The organism is Tautonia plasticadhaerens, from assembly GCF_007752535.1.
In the GTDB taxonomy this organism is placed as follows: domain Bacteria; phylum Planctomycetota; class Planctomycetia; order Isosphaerales; family Isosphaeraceae; genus Tautonia; species Tautonia plasticadhaerens.
The window spans coordinates 424,687-439,087 of sequence record NZ_CP036426.1 but is presented as its reverse complement, the minus strand read 5'-3'; the positions used below and the strand labels follow the sequence as shown (position 1 = coordinate 439,087).

General features: G+C 72.4%; 10 protein-coding genes. 5 read left to right on the top strand and 5 right to left on the bottom strand.

The annotated features are described in order from the left end of the window. Positions 1 to 33 precede the first annotated feature (33 nt). From gmk to ElP_RS01640, 4 genes are all read left to right on the top strand, one after another. Positions 34 to 636 carry a guanylate kinase gene (gene gmk, locus ElP_RS01655; protein WP_145266645.1) on the top strand — a complete coding sequence of 201 codons (603 nt, stop codon included), beginning with the start codon at positions 34 to 36 and terminating at the stop codon, positions 634 to 636. After that, positions 629 to 907: a DNA-directed RNA polymerase subunit omega gene (locus tag ElP_RS01650; RefSeq protein WP_145266643.1), complete on the top strand. Its 279-nt coding sequence runs from the start codon at positions 629 to 631 to the stop codon at positions 905 to 907. Before gmk ends, ElP_RS01650 begins: the two co-directional genes overlap by 8 nt. A 186-nt stretch (positions 908 to 1,093) precedes the next feature. After that, entirely contained in the window at positions 1,094 to 3,364 is a 2,271-nt protein-coding gene (locus ElP_RS01645; RefSeq protein ID WP_145266641.1) for a DNA translocase FtsK, read from the top strand. Positions 3,365 to 3,997: 633 nt separating this feature from the next. Then, positions 3,998 to 4,627, top strand: a complete 630-nt coding sequence (locus tag ElP_RS01640; RefSeq protein ID WP_145266639.1) for a hypothetical protein — start codon at positions 3,998 to 4,000, stop codon at positions 4,625 to 4,627. A gap of 309 nt (positions 4,628 to 4,936) precedes the next feature. Here ElP_RS01640 and ElP_RS01635 read toward each other — a convergent pair whose 3' ends face one another. The 5 genes from ElP_RS01635 to ElP_RS01615 all read right to left on the bottom strand — a co-directional run bounded on the left by ElP_RS01635 (position 4,937) and on the right by ElP_RS01615 (position 13,876). Continuing rightward, positions 4,937 to 9,676 carry a PAS domain S-box protein gene (locus tag ElP_RS01635; RefSeq protein WP_145266637.1) on the bottom strand — a complete coding sequence of 1,580 codons (4,740 nt, stop codon included), beginning with the start codon at positions 9,674 to 9,676 and terminating at the stop codon, positions 4,937 to 4,939. 170 nt (positions 9,677 to 9,846) lie between these two features. Then, positions 9,847 to 11,913, bottom strand: a complete 2,067-nt coding sequence (nadE, locus tag ElP_RS01630) for an NAD(+) synthase (RefSeq protein ID WP_145266635.1) — start codon at positions 11,911 to 11,913, stop codon at positions 9,847 to 9,849. A 112-nt stretch (positions 11,914 to 12,025) separates the two neighbouring features. Then, on the bottom strand, positions 12,026 to 12,394 hold the full coding sequence (locus ElP_RS01625; protein WP_145266633.1) for a hypothetical protein: 369 nt from the start codon (positions 12,392 to 12,394) through the stop codon (positions 12,026 to 12,028). Between the two features lie 468 nt (positions 12,395 to 12,862). Continuing rightward, complete coding sequence (locus ElP_RS01620) at positions 12,863 to 13,357, bottom strand: DUF427 domain-containing protein (RefSeq protein WP_145266631.1); 495 nt, start codon at positions 13,355 to 13,357, stop codon at positions 12,863 to 12,865. Positions 13,358 to 13,465: 108 nt separating this feature from the next. After that, positions 13,466 to 13,876 carry a thioesterase family protein gene (locus ElP_RS01615; RefSeq protein ID WP_231749394.1) on the bottom strand — a complete coding sequence of 137 codons (411 nt, stop codon included), beginning with the start codon at positions 13,874 to 13,876 and terminating at the stop codon, positions 13,466 to 13,468. Between the two features lie 208 nt (positions 13,877 to 14,084). On the opposite strand from ElP_RS01615, the gene ElP_RS01610 reads away from it, so the two are divergent. Beyond that, the gene (locus ElP_RS01610) at positions 14,085 to 14,276 is read left to right on the top strand and encodes a hypothetical protein (RefSeq protein WP_145266627.1); all 192 of its coding nucleotides are present in this window, start codon (positions 14,085 to 14,087) and stop codon (positions 14,274 to 14,276) included. Positions 14,277 to 14,401 lie beyond the last annotated feature (125 nt).

Genomic DNA, 14,401 nt, shown 5'->3' with positions numbered 1-14,401 from the left:
CCCCGCCATCTCCCCGCCCACCGCCCTCCCACCATGACCCACGACTGGACCCGACTGCCCGGCCGCCTCGTCGTCGTCTCCGGCCCGTCCGGATGCGGCAAGAGCACGATCCTGCGCCGGGCCCTGGACGACCCGACGGTCTCGGCCCGCCTCTCCGTCTCGGCGACCAGCCGGCCCCCACGCCAGGGGGAGGAGGGAGGGCTCCACTACGAGTTCGTCAGCCGAGGCCAGTTCGAGGCCGCCCGGGATCGCGGCCAATTCCTGGAATGGGCCGAGGTGCACGGCAACCTCTACGGGACGCCGATCGCCCCGGTGATCCGGTCGCTCGAGGCGGGCGAGTGCGTCGTCCTGGAGATCGACGTGCAGGGGGCCGCGCAGGTGACCCGGGCCGTGCCGACGGCCGACACCATCTTCGTCACCGTCCCCAGCCTCGACGTGCTGGAGGCCCGCCTCCGGGGCCGGGGCACCGAGCCCGAGGCCGTCGTCCGACGCCGGCTGGACAACGCCCGTCGCGAGCTGGAATCGATCCACCTGTATACCCACACCATCGTCAACGACGACCTCGACCGCGCCGTCTCCGAGATGGTCGCGCTGCTGGTCGGGGCCGGCTGCAAGGGGGCCGATCGCGATGCATGAGGAACTGAAGGAAGAAGAGATCGTTAACCGGGTCGGCGGCCGCTTCAAGCTCTCGACGCTCATCCAGAAGCGGATGATCGCCCTGAACCAGGGGGCCCGCCCGCTGGTGGACATGCGTTCGCCGGACAAGATGGCGATCGTGATCCAGGAGATCATGCAGGACAAGATCTTCCTCGACCTGGCCGGGAACGTCCGGACCCGCGAGGAGGCCGAGGACATGGGCGGCCCGATGGACGGCGACACCGTCGATCTTACCCAGCCGGAAGACTAGGCCCCCCCTCCCCCGGGGGGCTCGCCGAGGGCCAAAGACCCGCGGCCGGTCCTGCCGATGATCGCCTAACGGATCGGGCCCGGGATCGCTCCCCGGGCTCGCCGGCCCGCCCGCGAGGGGCGGGGCCGGCGAGCCTGCTGGACGGATGATCCCGGGCCGAATCGTCGGCGGGCCCGGGGGATGTCGATGCTGGATCGTCAGCGGCTGTGGCGCAACGGACGGGGCCTCGCCCTGCTCGTCGGCGGCCTGTTCCTGGCGCTGAGCCTGCTGGGCTACGACCCGGCGGATGCCCCCGGCTCGGCCGCCTGGCCGCCGAACCGGGGGGAGACCCTCTCCAACCCCTGCGGCCCGTCCGGCGCCTGGCTCGCCCACGTCCTCTTCAGCGGGTTCGGCTGGGGCGCCTGCCTGATCCTCGCCGCCTGGCTGATCGTCACGGCCCGGGCCCTGCGGTCCCGGCCGATCGCCGACCCGGCGGCCCGGCTGGTCGGGCTGGCCTTGCTGATCGGGGTCTGCTCGGCGACGGCCCAGGCGGTGCGGCCGGACCTCCCCGGGTCGCCGCCGGTCGGCTCGGGGGGCTATGCCGGGGCCCTGATCGCGGGGGGGCTGCGGGGCCAGTTCGGGCCGATCGGCATGGTCCTGCTGCTCGGCTCGGCGGGGATGATCGGGCTGACGCTCTGCCACGACCTGATCTGGACCCCACGACGGCGTCCGGCCTCCCCGGGGCAGTCGGCCGCCGGGGTCGTCCCCCGGCCCGGCGCCTCGGTGCCGGCGATGGCCCGGCCCCGAGGAGCCGACCTGCCCCCGACGGCCTCGGCCGGGGCCGCCGCATCCGGCCCGACGGCGTTCGCCCCCCCCCCGACCCGGGGGGAGGCGAACGCCGTCGTCCCCACGCCGAACACCCCCGCCGTCCGGCCCTCGATCGCCCCGTCCCGGTCCCTCTCCGGCTACCACTCGCCGCCGATGGAGTTGCTGGAGCCGACCTCCGCCATCCCGGTCCACGAGCGCGAGGCGTCGATCCAGGCCCGCGCCATGATGCTGGAGAAGACCCTGCTGGAGCACGGCTGCCAGGTCCGGGTCGTCCAGATCGACACCGGCCCGGTGATCACCCAGTTCGAGATCGAGCTGGAGGCGGGCCTGCGGGTCTCCAAGATCGTCGGCCTGGCCAACGACCTGGCGATCGCCCTGGCCGTGCCGAGCGTCCGGATCGTCGCCCCGATCCCGGGCAAGACGACCGTGGGCATCGAGGTGCCCAACGAGCGGCGGTCGATGGTCCGCCTGCGCGAGGTGATCGAGGGCGTCGGCGCCGGCCGGAGCCTGGCCAAGGCCCACATCCCGCTGTTCCTCGGCAAGGACGTCAAGGGCGTCCCCCTGGCATTCGACCTGGCCGAGATGCCGCACCTGCTCATCGCCGGCCGGACGGGCACCGGCAAGTCGGTCTGCCTGAACGCGATGATCACCTCGATCCTCATGACCCGCAGGCCCGAGGAGTGCAAGCTGATCCTCATCGACCCGAAGATGGTGGAGCTGTCCCAGTACAAGCAAGTGCCCCACCTGATGCACCCGGTCGTCACCGACATGAAGAAGGCCGAGTCCCTCCTCGCCTGGGCCTGCGAGAAGATGGACGAGCGCTACACCTACCTCGCCCGGGCCGGCGTGCGGAGCCTGCACATCTACAACCAGCTCGGCGAGGACGAGATCTACGCCCGCCTCCAGCCCGAAGACGAGGAGGAACTCCAGCGGATCCCCACCTACATGCCCCACATCGTCATCGTCGTCGACGAGATGAGCGACATGATGATGACCGCCGCCAAGGAGGTCGAGGCCCACATCGTCCGCCTCGCCCAGAAGGCCCGGGCGGTGGGCATGCACCTGATCGTCGCCACCCAGAAGCCCACGGTCGACGTCATCACCGGCCTGATCAAGGGGAACCTCCCCGCCCGGATCGCCTTCCAGGTCTCCAGCCGGGGCGACAGCCGCGTGGTGCTCGACGAGATGGGGGCCGAGAAGCTGCTCGGCAACGGCGACATGCTCTTCCTCATCCCCGGCACCTCGCACCTGGTCCGGGCTCAGGGCACGTACGTGTCGGACGCCGAGGTCGAGCGCATCTGCGGCCACCTCAGCCAGTATCCCCAGGAGTTCAGCAAGGAGCTGATGAAGCTCCGCAGCGGCGGCGGCGCGGGCAAGGACGGCTCCGACCTGAAGGACCGCGACGAGCTGTACGAGGCGGCCATCGACGTGATCGTCCGCGAGCAGCGGGGCAGCTGCTCGCTGTTGCAGCGGGCCCTGGGCATCGGCTACGGCCGGGCCGCCCGGCTCATCGACTTCATGGCCGAGGACGGCATCGTCGGCGAGTACAAGTCCGGCGCAGCCCGGGAGGTGCTCTACTCCCTGGAGGAGTGGGAGGCCCTCAAGAGCGGCGAGGACCCTCCCGAGGGCATGGGAGAGGCCGCGGCCTGACCGGGCCAGGCGCCCTCATCTCATCCGACCCGAGGGCCGGATCGGAGTCGAGAACGCGATCGACCCACCTTTGCGAGAAGCGGCGATTGGCCCCAAACCCGCCAGGATCGCCGGGGGAGCTGGTCGTCTCGAGCTCCCTCGCCCGAGTCGCCGACGGCCCCCCGGAAGCAACGCCAAGATTGACACCCACATACTTTTGTGCACGCCCCACCGTCGTACGGACCATGGCCACCGAGTCAGGCATAAGAAGGAAAATGATCGCCCCATAATAAGCAAAATAAAATTATAAGTATCCTCTTGAAATGGGACCTCTGCCTTGTCATAGTCTCGCAATTGACGATCTGACGAAACGATGTCACAGCCCTTCGTCAGGCACCGGGGCGGGTCGATGCGTACTTAGGACCCCGGTGAGTGATGGGGGGCGGATGGAGCCGTCTCCGGGTGCTTCGGAGCGCGGAGATCCGCGAGGTCACGCGATCGTCGATCGCGGCGATCGTGGTCCGTCCCCGTCGTGGGTCAACGGGCCAATCCGGCCCGGGATCGTCGTCAGGAATTCCCATCACGGACGAGTCTGTGCGATTCTCTGCCTGCCGCGGGGCCAGCGGCCCCGCCGCTTCTCCAGAGGAGACTCCAATGACGCTGCGTCACCTCTCTGCTTCTGCACTCGCCGTGATCCTGATCAATGTCGTCCCGGCCGAGACGGCCGATGCCCAGGCCACGACGTACAGCTACCGCTTCCAGGGCGACACGGACTATCTCTTCTGCGACGGCTTCACCGACACCGGCTACCTCTCCCTGTATGCCTACTGCGATCGCGGGAAGATCAAGCTTCCAGGGGAACCGGCGCAGGAAGGCGAGTCCGGGTACGTCTCCCTCTATTACTACGATTTCGAAACTCAGGAGGAGTGCTACGGCTCCGGCCCCATCTCGGAGTGCTCCATCGACCGGCTGAGCTCGGCCGAACTCGGCGCCGAGGGATTCACCGTCTTCTGCTACAACTACCTCGAAGACACGGCCCGCGAGGCGACCGCCGATGTGAGCGCCGTGCTGACGGGGATCGGCAATGTCATCCGCACCAGGTCCAGCTACTCGTTCGACGACGGCGTTTACAAGTATCGCTCCGATTTCCACGGGCGGTTCCGCCAGGCCGAGGTGGACGCGAGCATCGTCCTCGATGGCATGTCGATCGACACGTCCGGTCTGTTCTGCTACGGCGAGCTCGGCGACGTCAAGAACGGCTATCGCGAGCTCATCCGGCCCTGATCGTCGGGGCACGGGTTCGCACCGCCGTGGTGCCGGAGGCTCGGCGCCGAGGCGGTCGGACCGGGGGGCGGCGTGGTCCGGCCCGTGCCCGATCGGCCGCCACGGCACGTTGCCGCCCCGAGGCGTGCCACGTGATGGCGTCGACGAGTCGTTCGGGCGTCCAGCCGTCCTTCTCCCGGACCATTCGGGACTCGACCGGGCCCGGTCGGTTTCCCCTCGACGCATCGGGCCCGGACAGGGCTGGAGGGCACGCATTCGGGTTCGTCTCAGCACATGGGCGAACGACCAACATAATCCCGAGGGCTCGGGTCAACCCCGGTAGGCCCGGGAGAGGAGAGATGGGAGGTCCCCCAGGTCGACCGGCTTGGTCAGGAAGAGGTCGAAGCCGGCCTTCTCGGCCTGGGCCTGCTGGTCCGGCGAGGTGCTGCCGGAGACGGCGATCAAGGTGGCCAGGCGGGTGGCGGGGTCGGACCGGAGGGCCCGGGCGACGTCGAAGCCGTCGCCGTCGGGGCCGAGCATCAGGTCGCAGAGCACGAGCGAGGGGCGGAACCGGCGGGCCAGGTCGATCCCGGAGGGGGCCGAATCGGCCGTCGCCACCACGAAGCCCTGGCGGGCGATGACCCGGCGGGCCAGGTAGGTGAAGGGGCGCTGGTCGTCGATGATCAGCACGCGGGGGGGGTCGGGCCCCCCGTCGGCGAGGCCCCCCGGGTCGCCCCGCTCGGGGGGCGAGGCGGTCGGGGCCGGCGGCACGGGCTCGGCGTCGAGGATCCGGATCAACTCGTCGAGGTCGACGGGCTTGACCAGGTGCCGCTCGAAACCGGCGGCCCGGGTGCGGTCGAGGTCGCTCGGCTGTCCGTAGCCGGACATGGCGACCAGGCGGACCCGATCCAGCCCCGGCAGTTCCCGGAGGGCCCGTCCCACGGCCACGCCGTCCCGGCCGGGCAGGCCGATGTCCAGCAGGGCGACCTCCGGCGGCGAGCCGGCGGCCAGGGCCAGCGCCTCCTCGCCGTCGCCGGCCGTCCGGACCTGGTGGCCGGCCGCGGCGAGCTGGATCGCCAGGATCCGGGCGAGATCCCGGTTGTCGTCGACCAGCAGCACCCGGCGGCCCGAGCGGGCCCCGGGCCCGGGGGCGGAGGCGGAGGCGGAGGCGGAGGCGGAGGCGGAGGCGGAGGCGGGGGAGGGCTCGGGTCCCTCCCCCGGGGGAGGGGCGACGGGCAGACGGACGACGAACCGGCTGCCCCGGCCCGGCCCTTCGCTCTCGGCCCGGACGGTGCCGCCGTGCAACCGGACGAGTTCCCGTACCAGGGTCAGGCCGATGCCGAGGCCGCCGTTGGGCTCCTCGTGCCCGGCGTCGAGCTGGGAGAACGGCTCGAAGATCGATTCCAGGAGGCCCGGCTCGATCCCCTTGCCGTCGTCCCGGACCACGGCCACGGCCTCGTCCCCGTGTCGGGACACCTCCAGCTCGATCCGCCCCCCCGGCTCGGTATACCTGGCGGCGTTGCTCAGCAAGTTGACGAACACCTGCGACAGTCGGGTCGAGTCGGCCTCGACCCAGACCGGCCCGGCTGGCATCCGCTCGACCAGTTCGTGGCGACGGGCCGCGATCAGGTTGCCGGCGTCCCGGCAGGCGCGCCGGGCGGCCTCTTCCAGCCGGACCCGGTCCCGGCGGAGCCGGACCTTCCCCCGGGAGAGCCGGGAGACGTCCAGCAGGTCCTCGATCATCCGGACGAGGTGGCGGATCTGCCGGTCGAGGATCTCGGCCGCCTCGGCCCGCTCCCGCTCGTCCCCCGGGTCGACCAGCAGGGGGACGGCCGCGGCGGCGGCGGCCAGGGGGTTGCGCAGCTCGTGGGCGAGCGTGGCGAGGTACTGGGTCTTGCGGCGGTCGGCCTCCACCAGCGAGCGCTCGGCCCGCTTCTGCCGGGTGATGTCGGTGGCGATGCCGCAGACCGCCTCGATGGGGCCGTCCTCCTCACGCATGGGGAACCGGGTGATCAGGAAATCCCGGCGGCGGCCGGAGACCTCCAGCGACTGCTCCGACTGGATCGGCCGGCCGTCCTGGGCGACCCGGCGGTCGTCGGCCAGCAGCAGCCGGGCCTCCTCGGTCTCGAACCGGGCCGGGTCCTCGGCGCCGAGCAGCTCCTCGGCGGTCACGCCCAGCAGGTCGAGGTACCCCTGGTTGGCCAGGACGTACCGCCCGTCGACCCCCTTGCCGTAGATGAAGTCCGGCGAGGCGTCGAGGAACGCCTGGAGCAGCCGGCGGACCTCCCGGACCTTCAGCTCGGCGGCCTTCCTGGAGGTGACGTCGATCGCCGTGCCCGCGGCCCGGACCGGGGCCCGTCGGCCGTCCCGTTCCTCGAAGGCGACCTGGCCCCGGACGGAGACCCAGCGCTCGGCGGCGCCGGGCGGGGTCAGGCGGTGCTCGACCTCGAACCGACCGTCGCCGAGCGGGTCGTCCCGGGCCGCCACCGCGGCCTTCACCGCCGGCAGGTCGTCCGGGTGGATCCACGAGTGGAGCTGTCCCTGGGTGAGGTCCTGGCCCGGCTCGACCCCGTAGATCGCCCCGGCATGCCCGGCCAGGTCGTAGCGGCCGGTGGCGTAGTCGAGCGACCAGATGCCGATGCCGGCCGCGTCGGTCGCCATCCGGAGCTGGGCCTGGCGCTCGCCCAGCTCCCGCTCCGATCGCTTGCGGTCGGTCACGTCCAGGGCCATGCTGATGAACGCCCGGCGGCCGTCCCTCAGGTGGCCCAGCACGGTGGTGTGGAAGTCCCAGATCCGCCGCCCTCCCCCCCTGGACCGGATGACGAACTCGCCGTCGTGGACGTAGCCGGCCCGGTCGAACAGGGCGTCGATCCCCGAGCGGACCTCGGCGGCGCGATCGCCGTAGGCCAGGGCGGTCCAGGTGGCCAGGTCGGGCAGCTCGTCGGCCTCGTACCCCGTGATCCTCCGGAAGGCGTGGTTGACCAGCAGGATCTCCCCGTCCTCGGCCGCCATGATCGTCGGCAGCGGGGACTCGGTCAGGGCGAGGCGGAGTTGCTCCTCGCCGCGCCGGAGGTCCTGCTCGGCCCGGCACCGGGCCACGGCGTCGGCGATCAGGTTGGCCACCGCCTTGAGGAAGTTCGCGTCGTCCCCCGTGAAGGCCCGGGGCCGGGTCGTGCGCGCCGAGAGGACGCCGAAGGGCAGGCCCCCGACGCGGATCGAGCAACCGATCCCGCTGACCACGCTGTGCCCCCCCGGCGGCCCGGGGTCGCGGAAACGGCGATCCCGGGCCAGGTCCTCGACGATCACCGGCTCGGTCTCGCCCAGGGTGTATCCGGCCTGGGAGTCGGCCCCGCCGGGCACCCGGGCTGAGCCCGCCAGGCCCGGCGACCAGCCCACGCCGGCCCTCAGCAACAGGTCCCCCTCGGGCCGCACCTCCAGGATCTCGGCGAGATCCGCGTCGAGCACCGCGGCGACCTGCCGGACGGCATGGTGGAGCAGTTCGTCCAGGTCGGGGACCGACAGCGCCTGGAACCCCAGGCGGGCGAAGGCCGCCTGCTGCCGCTCCCGGAGCCGGGACCGATCGATGGCCGCCTTCAGGTCGGTCACGTCCTCAAAGGTGATCACCACCCCCTCGACCCGGCGGCCGGCCGTCACGGAGGGCCGGGCCCGCCGGACGTACCAGCGGCCATCGCGGGTCCTCAGCTCCGACTCCCGGGGGGAGAGGTCATTCAGCACCATGCGGGCCTGCTCGAGCAGGCCCGGGTCGACCAGCTCGCCCCCCGCCTCGGCGAGCGACGGGGCGCCCGGCCCGGGGGGGAGTTGCAGCAGCCGGGCCGCCTCCGGCGTGGCCCGATGCACCCGGAGCCCGTCGTCGAGGAAGACGGCCGCCAGCTCGGCCCCGGAGGACAGGTCCTCGAGGGCCTCGTGAGCCGACCCCAGCATCCGGAGCCCCCCGGCATCCCGGCCCTCGTCCCCGCCGTCGGTCGGGATCGGCCGTCCCGGCGGGATCTGCTCGAAGCCGATCGCCAGGGCGCCGGGGCCGAGTCGGTCCCCGGGCAACGGCCGGACGGCGACCCGGATCCGGTCGCCCTCGCCGGGCTCGCGGCCCGCCCGGGCCTCGACGACCACCGGACCGCCCTCGCTCCTGCTCGAATGGACCGCCGCCCGGACCCGGGCTGCCAGGGCCGGGCGGAGCATCCGCAGCACGTCGGGCCTCGGCTCCCCCCGTGGCAGGTCCAGGTACGGCGAGAGGTCGCCGTGCAGGTACAGCGCCCGGTCGTCGCCGTCGACGACCACCGAGGCCGGGAGCATGGCCTCCGCCAGCGCCTCCCTCGCCCGGTCGGCCGGCGACGGGGCGGGGCACGACGGCCGGCCGACGCCCCCCCGGGCCGATGCCGAGGGCGGCCTCGACGCCCGAGGCGGGTCGTCCGGCGACACCCGGCAGGCGACCGCCGGTCGCCTGCGACAGAACTCGGCGATCGCCCCCGGGATGCGGCCGATCGTCAGCCCCAGGCCCGCCGCGCCCACCGTCTCGGAGCACCCGGGGGCCGCCGGGGCGCAGACCCCCCCCGGATCCAGCACCACCGCCAGGCCGCCGGCGGCCCGGATCTCCATCAGCCCGGCGGCCCCGTCGGGCCCATCCGCCGGGAGCAGGATGCCGATCGGGGGCGTCGAGCCGTCTCGGGCCAGCGACCGGAACAGGTGGTCGATCGGCCGACGCCCTCCCCCCGGCGGGCCCACCCGGAGCCTCCCCCCCTCGACCCCCACCAGGCAGCCGGCCGGGGCCTCGTACGCCACCCCCGGCTCGATCTGCTGCCCGTCGACCGCCCGGACCGACCGGATCCCCCCGGCGGCCCCCCCCGGGCCGGGATCCGCGGGGTCGGCCCCGGCCTCCGCGGCCCGGACGATCAAATAGGCCAGGCCTACTCCAGGGCCCAGGACCCCGAGCAGCGTCCCCAGCGCAGCGCTCCCCGACGCCGCCGGCACCCCCACGCCGACGATCGCCCGGGGCCCACACCATTCCCCCGGCCCCCGCGGATCAGATTCCGATCCGCCCGAATCAGCTTGCATCACCAGGATGCTCCTCGGACTCCCCGGCCAGCAGGGCCGGGGACCCGAATAGGCAATCAACGCCTATCACGCCAGAATTCGCTCGACTCCACTTTATATAGCATTGTTTCGCCCGACGCAAGGAAACGATGGCCGATCCGCCTCGTGTCGGGCCGGTCGCCGGGGGGGCGTCAGACGCCCGCCCCGGGACCCAGGCGGTCGACGAAGCGGTCGAGCTCGTCGAGTTCCTCGGTGAACGGGGCCTGGACGGGGGGGAAGCGGAAGCCGGTCTTGGGGTCGAGGTCGAAGGCGGTCACCCGGAAGCTGATGGCGAACCGCTCCCGCTTCCACTGGGCGATGCAGAACAGGCGGACGAACTTGCGGACGTGGGCGGCGAAGGCGCGGGCATCCCCGCCGTAGTGGTCCCGCAGCGCCGGCCAGAGGCGGCGGAAGATCTCGACCGGGTCCAGCGCGAGCTGGACGAAGGCGTACATGAGCTGGTCGAGCACGGGGAAGGGCATCAGGTCGGCCTCGTCGGTCTGCGACTGGCCGGGGGGCCGCAGCTCGGCGGTGGCCTCCATGACGTTGATCAGCTCGAAGCCCTTGAGGCCGTGGAACCCGGTCGCCCAGGAGAGATACAGCTTCACCAGGCTCTTGGGCACGTCGGCGATGGGCGCCAGGCCCCCGGAGCTGTCGCCGTCCATGGTCGTGTAGCCGACGGCCGCCTCGCTCTTGTTGCTGGTGACCAGCAGCAGCGACCCGTGCAGGTTGGCGACGGTCCAGATCAGGGTGCCCCGCAGGCGGGCCTGGATGTTCTGCAAGGTCAGGTCGTGCCTCGGGTTGTCCCAGGAGAGGGGCTCGCCGGTGAGCCGGGAGACCGTCTCCTCGCAGGAGTCGAGCGCCTCCTGGATCCCCCCCTCGAAGTACCTCGCGCCGACCTCCCCGGCCACGGCCCGGGCGGCGGCCCGGGTGGCCTCCCCGGAGTTCTCGGTGGCGAGGTAGGCGCAGAGGAACTTCCGGGAGACGAGGTCCCGGACCTCCTCGACGGACATCCCCGGGTTGCTATAGCGGTACATCCGGTTGACGAGCAGGGCGACCATCGCGCTGTCCCGGCCTCCCGAGAGGGCCAGGCAGCACGAGGGGACGCCCGTCTTGGCCACGTAGTCCCGCATCGCCAGGCTCAGGGCCAGCTCCAACTCCAGGTGGTTCAGGTCCGACTCGCCGATCGGTCGGCCGGAGAAGACCGAGTCCTCCAGGTACCGGATCGAGGGGTCCGGGTGCTCCGGCTCGGGGGGGAGGTAGTAGGGCGGGGGAGGGGGGGCGGCCTGGTCGGTGCCGAAGGCCCCCTCCAGGCGGACCGTCGGCGGCACCTCGCCGAACTCCCCGCCGTAATTACGGGCCAGCTGTCCCCGCCAGGAGCCCTCTTCCATGCGGACGTGGCGGATCTCCCCGAGGTCGACGACCCGGTGCACCAGCTCCCATTCCCGGTCGAAGACGAACCGGCGCCCTTCCGCCTCGATCCGGCCGTTGTTGGCGACGAACAGGCTGCCGTCGTAGATCAACCGGGTCGCGTCGCACCCCAGCAGCGAGGCATAGAGGTAGACGCAGTGGTCCTCCAGGCTGATCTGGCGGACCAGCCGACGCCTCATCCGGTGCTTGCCGATGCTGAACCAGGAGGCCGACGGGTTCAGCAGGATCTCGGCCCCGGCCAGGGCGTACAACGAGCCGGGGCGGATCCCCCGCCAGGCGTCCTCGCAGATCTCGAAGGCGGCGACCCCCAGGCCGGGCAGGTCGAACATCTGGGTGCCCAGGGGGGCGACGGTGCCGTCGGGGCCCCGCAGCTCGACCCTCCGGCCGTGGGGCCAGGGGTTGAAGTAGCGGTTCTCGTACTCCACGTCGCCGGTCGCCAGGTTCTCCTTGGCGGCGAGGCCGATGAGCTTGCCGTCGGCCAGCATGGCCATCGCGTTGTAGATGACCCCCTCGAACAGCACCGGCAGGCCGACGGCGACGGCGATCCCGCCGGTCGCGTCGGCGAGGGCGACGAGGCGGCCCCAGGAACGCTCCATCGTCCCGGAGCGCTGGAGGCGGTCTCCCAGGCTGTAGCCGGGGATGCACATCTCCGGCAGGCAGAGCAGTCGGACCCCCTCGTCCCGGGCCGCCGCGACGACCTCCCGGATCCGGCGGTCGTTCCCCTCCCAGTCGCCGACCGTCTGGTTCAGCGACGCGACCGCGACGTGTGCCTGATGCCGACCGATCACGGCGGATGCCTCCCTGGCTGGGCGAGCGATCGAGGGCCGCCTGGCCCGTCCCTGCCAAGTGTAGGACGAGCCGCCCCCCCGGCCCAGCCGGCACCGATCGGATCCGGGCGGCTCAGGCGAACTCGTCGACCGGATGGGCCGTCTTGCCCGGGCAGACCAGCGCCGCCAGCTCCCGGGCCAACTCCCGGTCCTCCCGGCCGATCGAGAGCCGGGCCCGGCCGTCGACGGCGCCAGGGAAGTCCTCCCAGGCCCTCAGCGATCCGGTCTGGATCGTCAGGACGCTGCCCAACCACCCCCGCTTGAAGCCCGCCCCGACGATCAGCTCCCTCGGGACGTGCGACTCCCTCACCTTCGCCTTGGGGAAGCATCCCCAGTGCGAGATCCGGTATTCCAGGACGAGGGCCTCGTCCTCCAGCCGGATCAGGCCCCGGATCTCGTGGAACGACGACCAGTCGGTGCAGGAGAACGGGATGGCGAGCATGCTCGGGCCCTCGGTCAAGTCCTCGCGTCGGCGGCAGATCCGCAATCGAGACCTATTCGCCGCACATCACCCGAGATTCCCGGAAAACCTCGAGGACTCCGGGATTGGAGGGCCGGTCGCTTGTCCCGGTCAGCCGGGTCCGCCCTCGCAGCAGGTCTCGATGATCGTCCGGCACCGGGAGCACACGAGCTTCGCCTTCACCTCCACCAGTGAGCCGCCGCAGGCCGGGCAGGCGGGGCGGCAACCGGTCGAGTGGGAGGCGTCGGATCGTGGACGGCCGGGCGGGTCCGGTCGGGGGGGTCGGGGGTGGTCCATCGCCTCGTCCCTCGGCTCGGGAAGCGGGATCGTCCGGGTCGGTCCCCACTGCAATCATCGGGCCGATCGCCGCCAGGGATCGAGGCCGGGACGCTCCGCCCCGGCCGCACCGGGCCGGACGACCGGCGCCTCCCGGACCCGACGCGGCCCGGATCACCAGCCCCAGGTGCCCGACGCCCCCTTGAACGGGCCGACCAGCTCCCCGGTGATCCAGCCGCCGTAGAAGCCGCCCTCCTGGGGGGTCACCACCTCCTCGTCGACGAAGCAGGCACCGACCCGCTCCGGGTAGAAGCAGAGGTAGTCCCGGATCGGCTCGAAGGCCCGGACCGGCTCCGGGTAGCTCCAGGCGGCGTCCTCGGCGCGACGCCCGCCGACTTCGATGCTGTGATAACGGGCCCGGCCCTTCCACTCGCAGCCGGTGGTCCGTCGAGAGCCCCGGAGGAATTCCGCCCGGACGTCCTCCGGGGGGACGGCGAAGACCGGCGGGTGGCTCGTCTCCAGGATCCGGAGGGCCCGGGTCGTCTCGGCGATGACCTCGCCGTTGAAGACCACGCGGATCCGTCGGGTGGACGGCTCGATCCGAGGGGGCCTGGGGTAGTCCCAGACGGACTCCTGCCCCGGCCCCGGGGCGATGCGGTTGGGCCTCATCACGGGATGGACTCGCCTTCGTCGTCACGGGCGCGCCTGGGCGGCGTGGCTCCCGCTCGCCATTCTTGTATGCGGCGAGCCAGACCGCGGCGAGCCCTCACGTCGGGTTCAGCCGCCGGCGAGCCTCGCCCGCTTCCGGGCCAGCCGGCGGGCGAAGCGGTCCACGTCGATCACCCTCCGGCGGTGGATCCCCTTGGCCAGGACCTCGACCGCGTCCCTCGCCTCGACCTGGAAGGTCACCACCGGGCCGTCGACGAGGATCACCCGGGCCCGGCAGGAGACCTCCGCCCCCTCGGGCGCCGGGGCGAGGTGCTCGACCTCGATGAACGTGCCGACGGAGCGCTCGTGCTCCTCCAGGCAGGGGGCGATCGCCCCCCGGGCGGCGTACTCCAGGTAGGCGACCAGCCAGGGGGTGGCCAGCACGGGGGGCATCCGGTCGTCGGCGAAGACGATCCGGTTCGACTCGTCGACGGTGATCCGCTCCTCTCCGGTCATCCCGGCCCGGGGGGTCGTCTTCATCGTCAGCTCCGGCGGGGGACATTCGGCGGGCCTCGGCCGAGGCCCAGCATACCACGAGCGCGGTCCGATCCGGAAACGGACCGGGCGGGCCTCCCGTTTGCAAGCCCTTGAGGCCCGATGGCCTGAGGCCCGATCGCCGTCGGGCCGCCAGTTCGACGGTCCCCGACCGACCCAATCGACCGGCTCCAACGACCCGGGGGAACGCACCATGGCCCGACTGCTGATCGCCTCGACCTTGATCGCCCTGGCCGCCCTCGGATGCGGCCGAAGTGCCGGCCTCCCTCCGACGCCCGAAGGCAGGACCCGGGCCTCGGACGACCGCATCGGCGACCGGGACCTCAACCCCCGGACCGACCCCGAGCACTTCCCGGCCGTCGAAGAACGCACCCCCGGGGACTGACGAACGGCCCGGCCGGGGGATCGTTCCGGCCCCGGCCCCGGGAATCCGGCCAGGGAATTTGCCCCTCCCGGCAAAACCGGCGAGAATGGGGTCCGCTGGCCCGTCGTCGCCGCCTTGATCCCCGC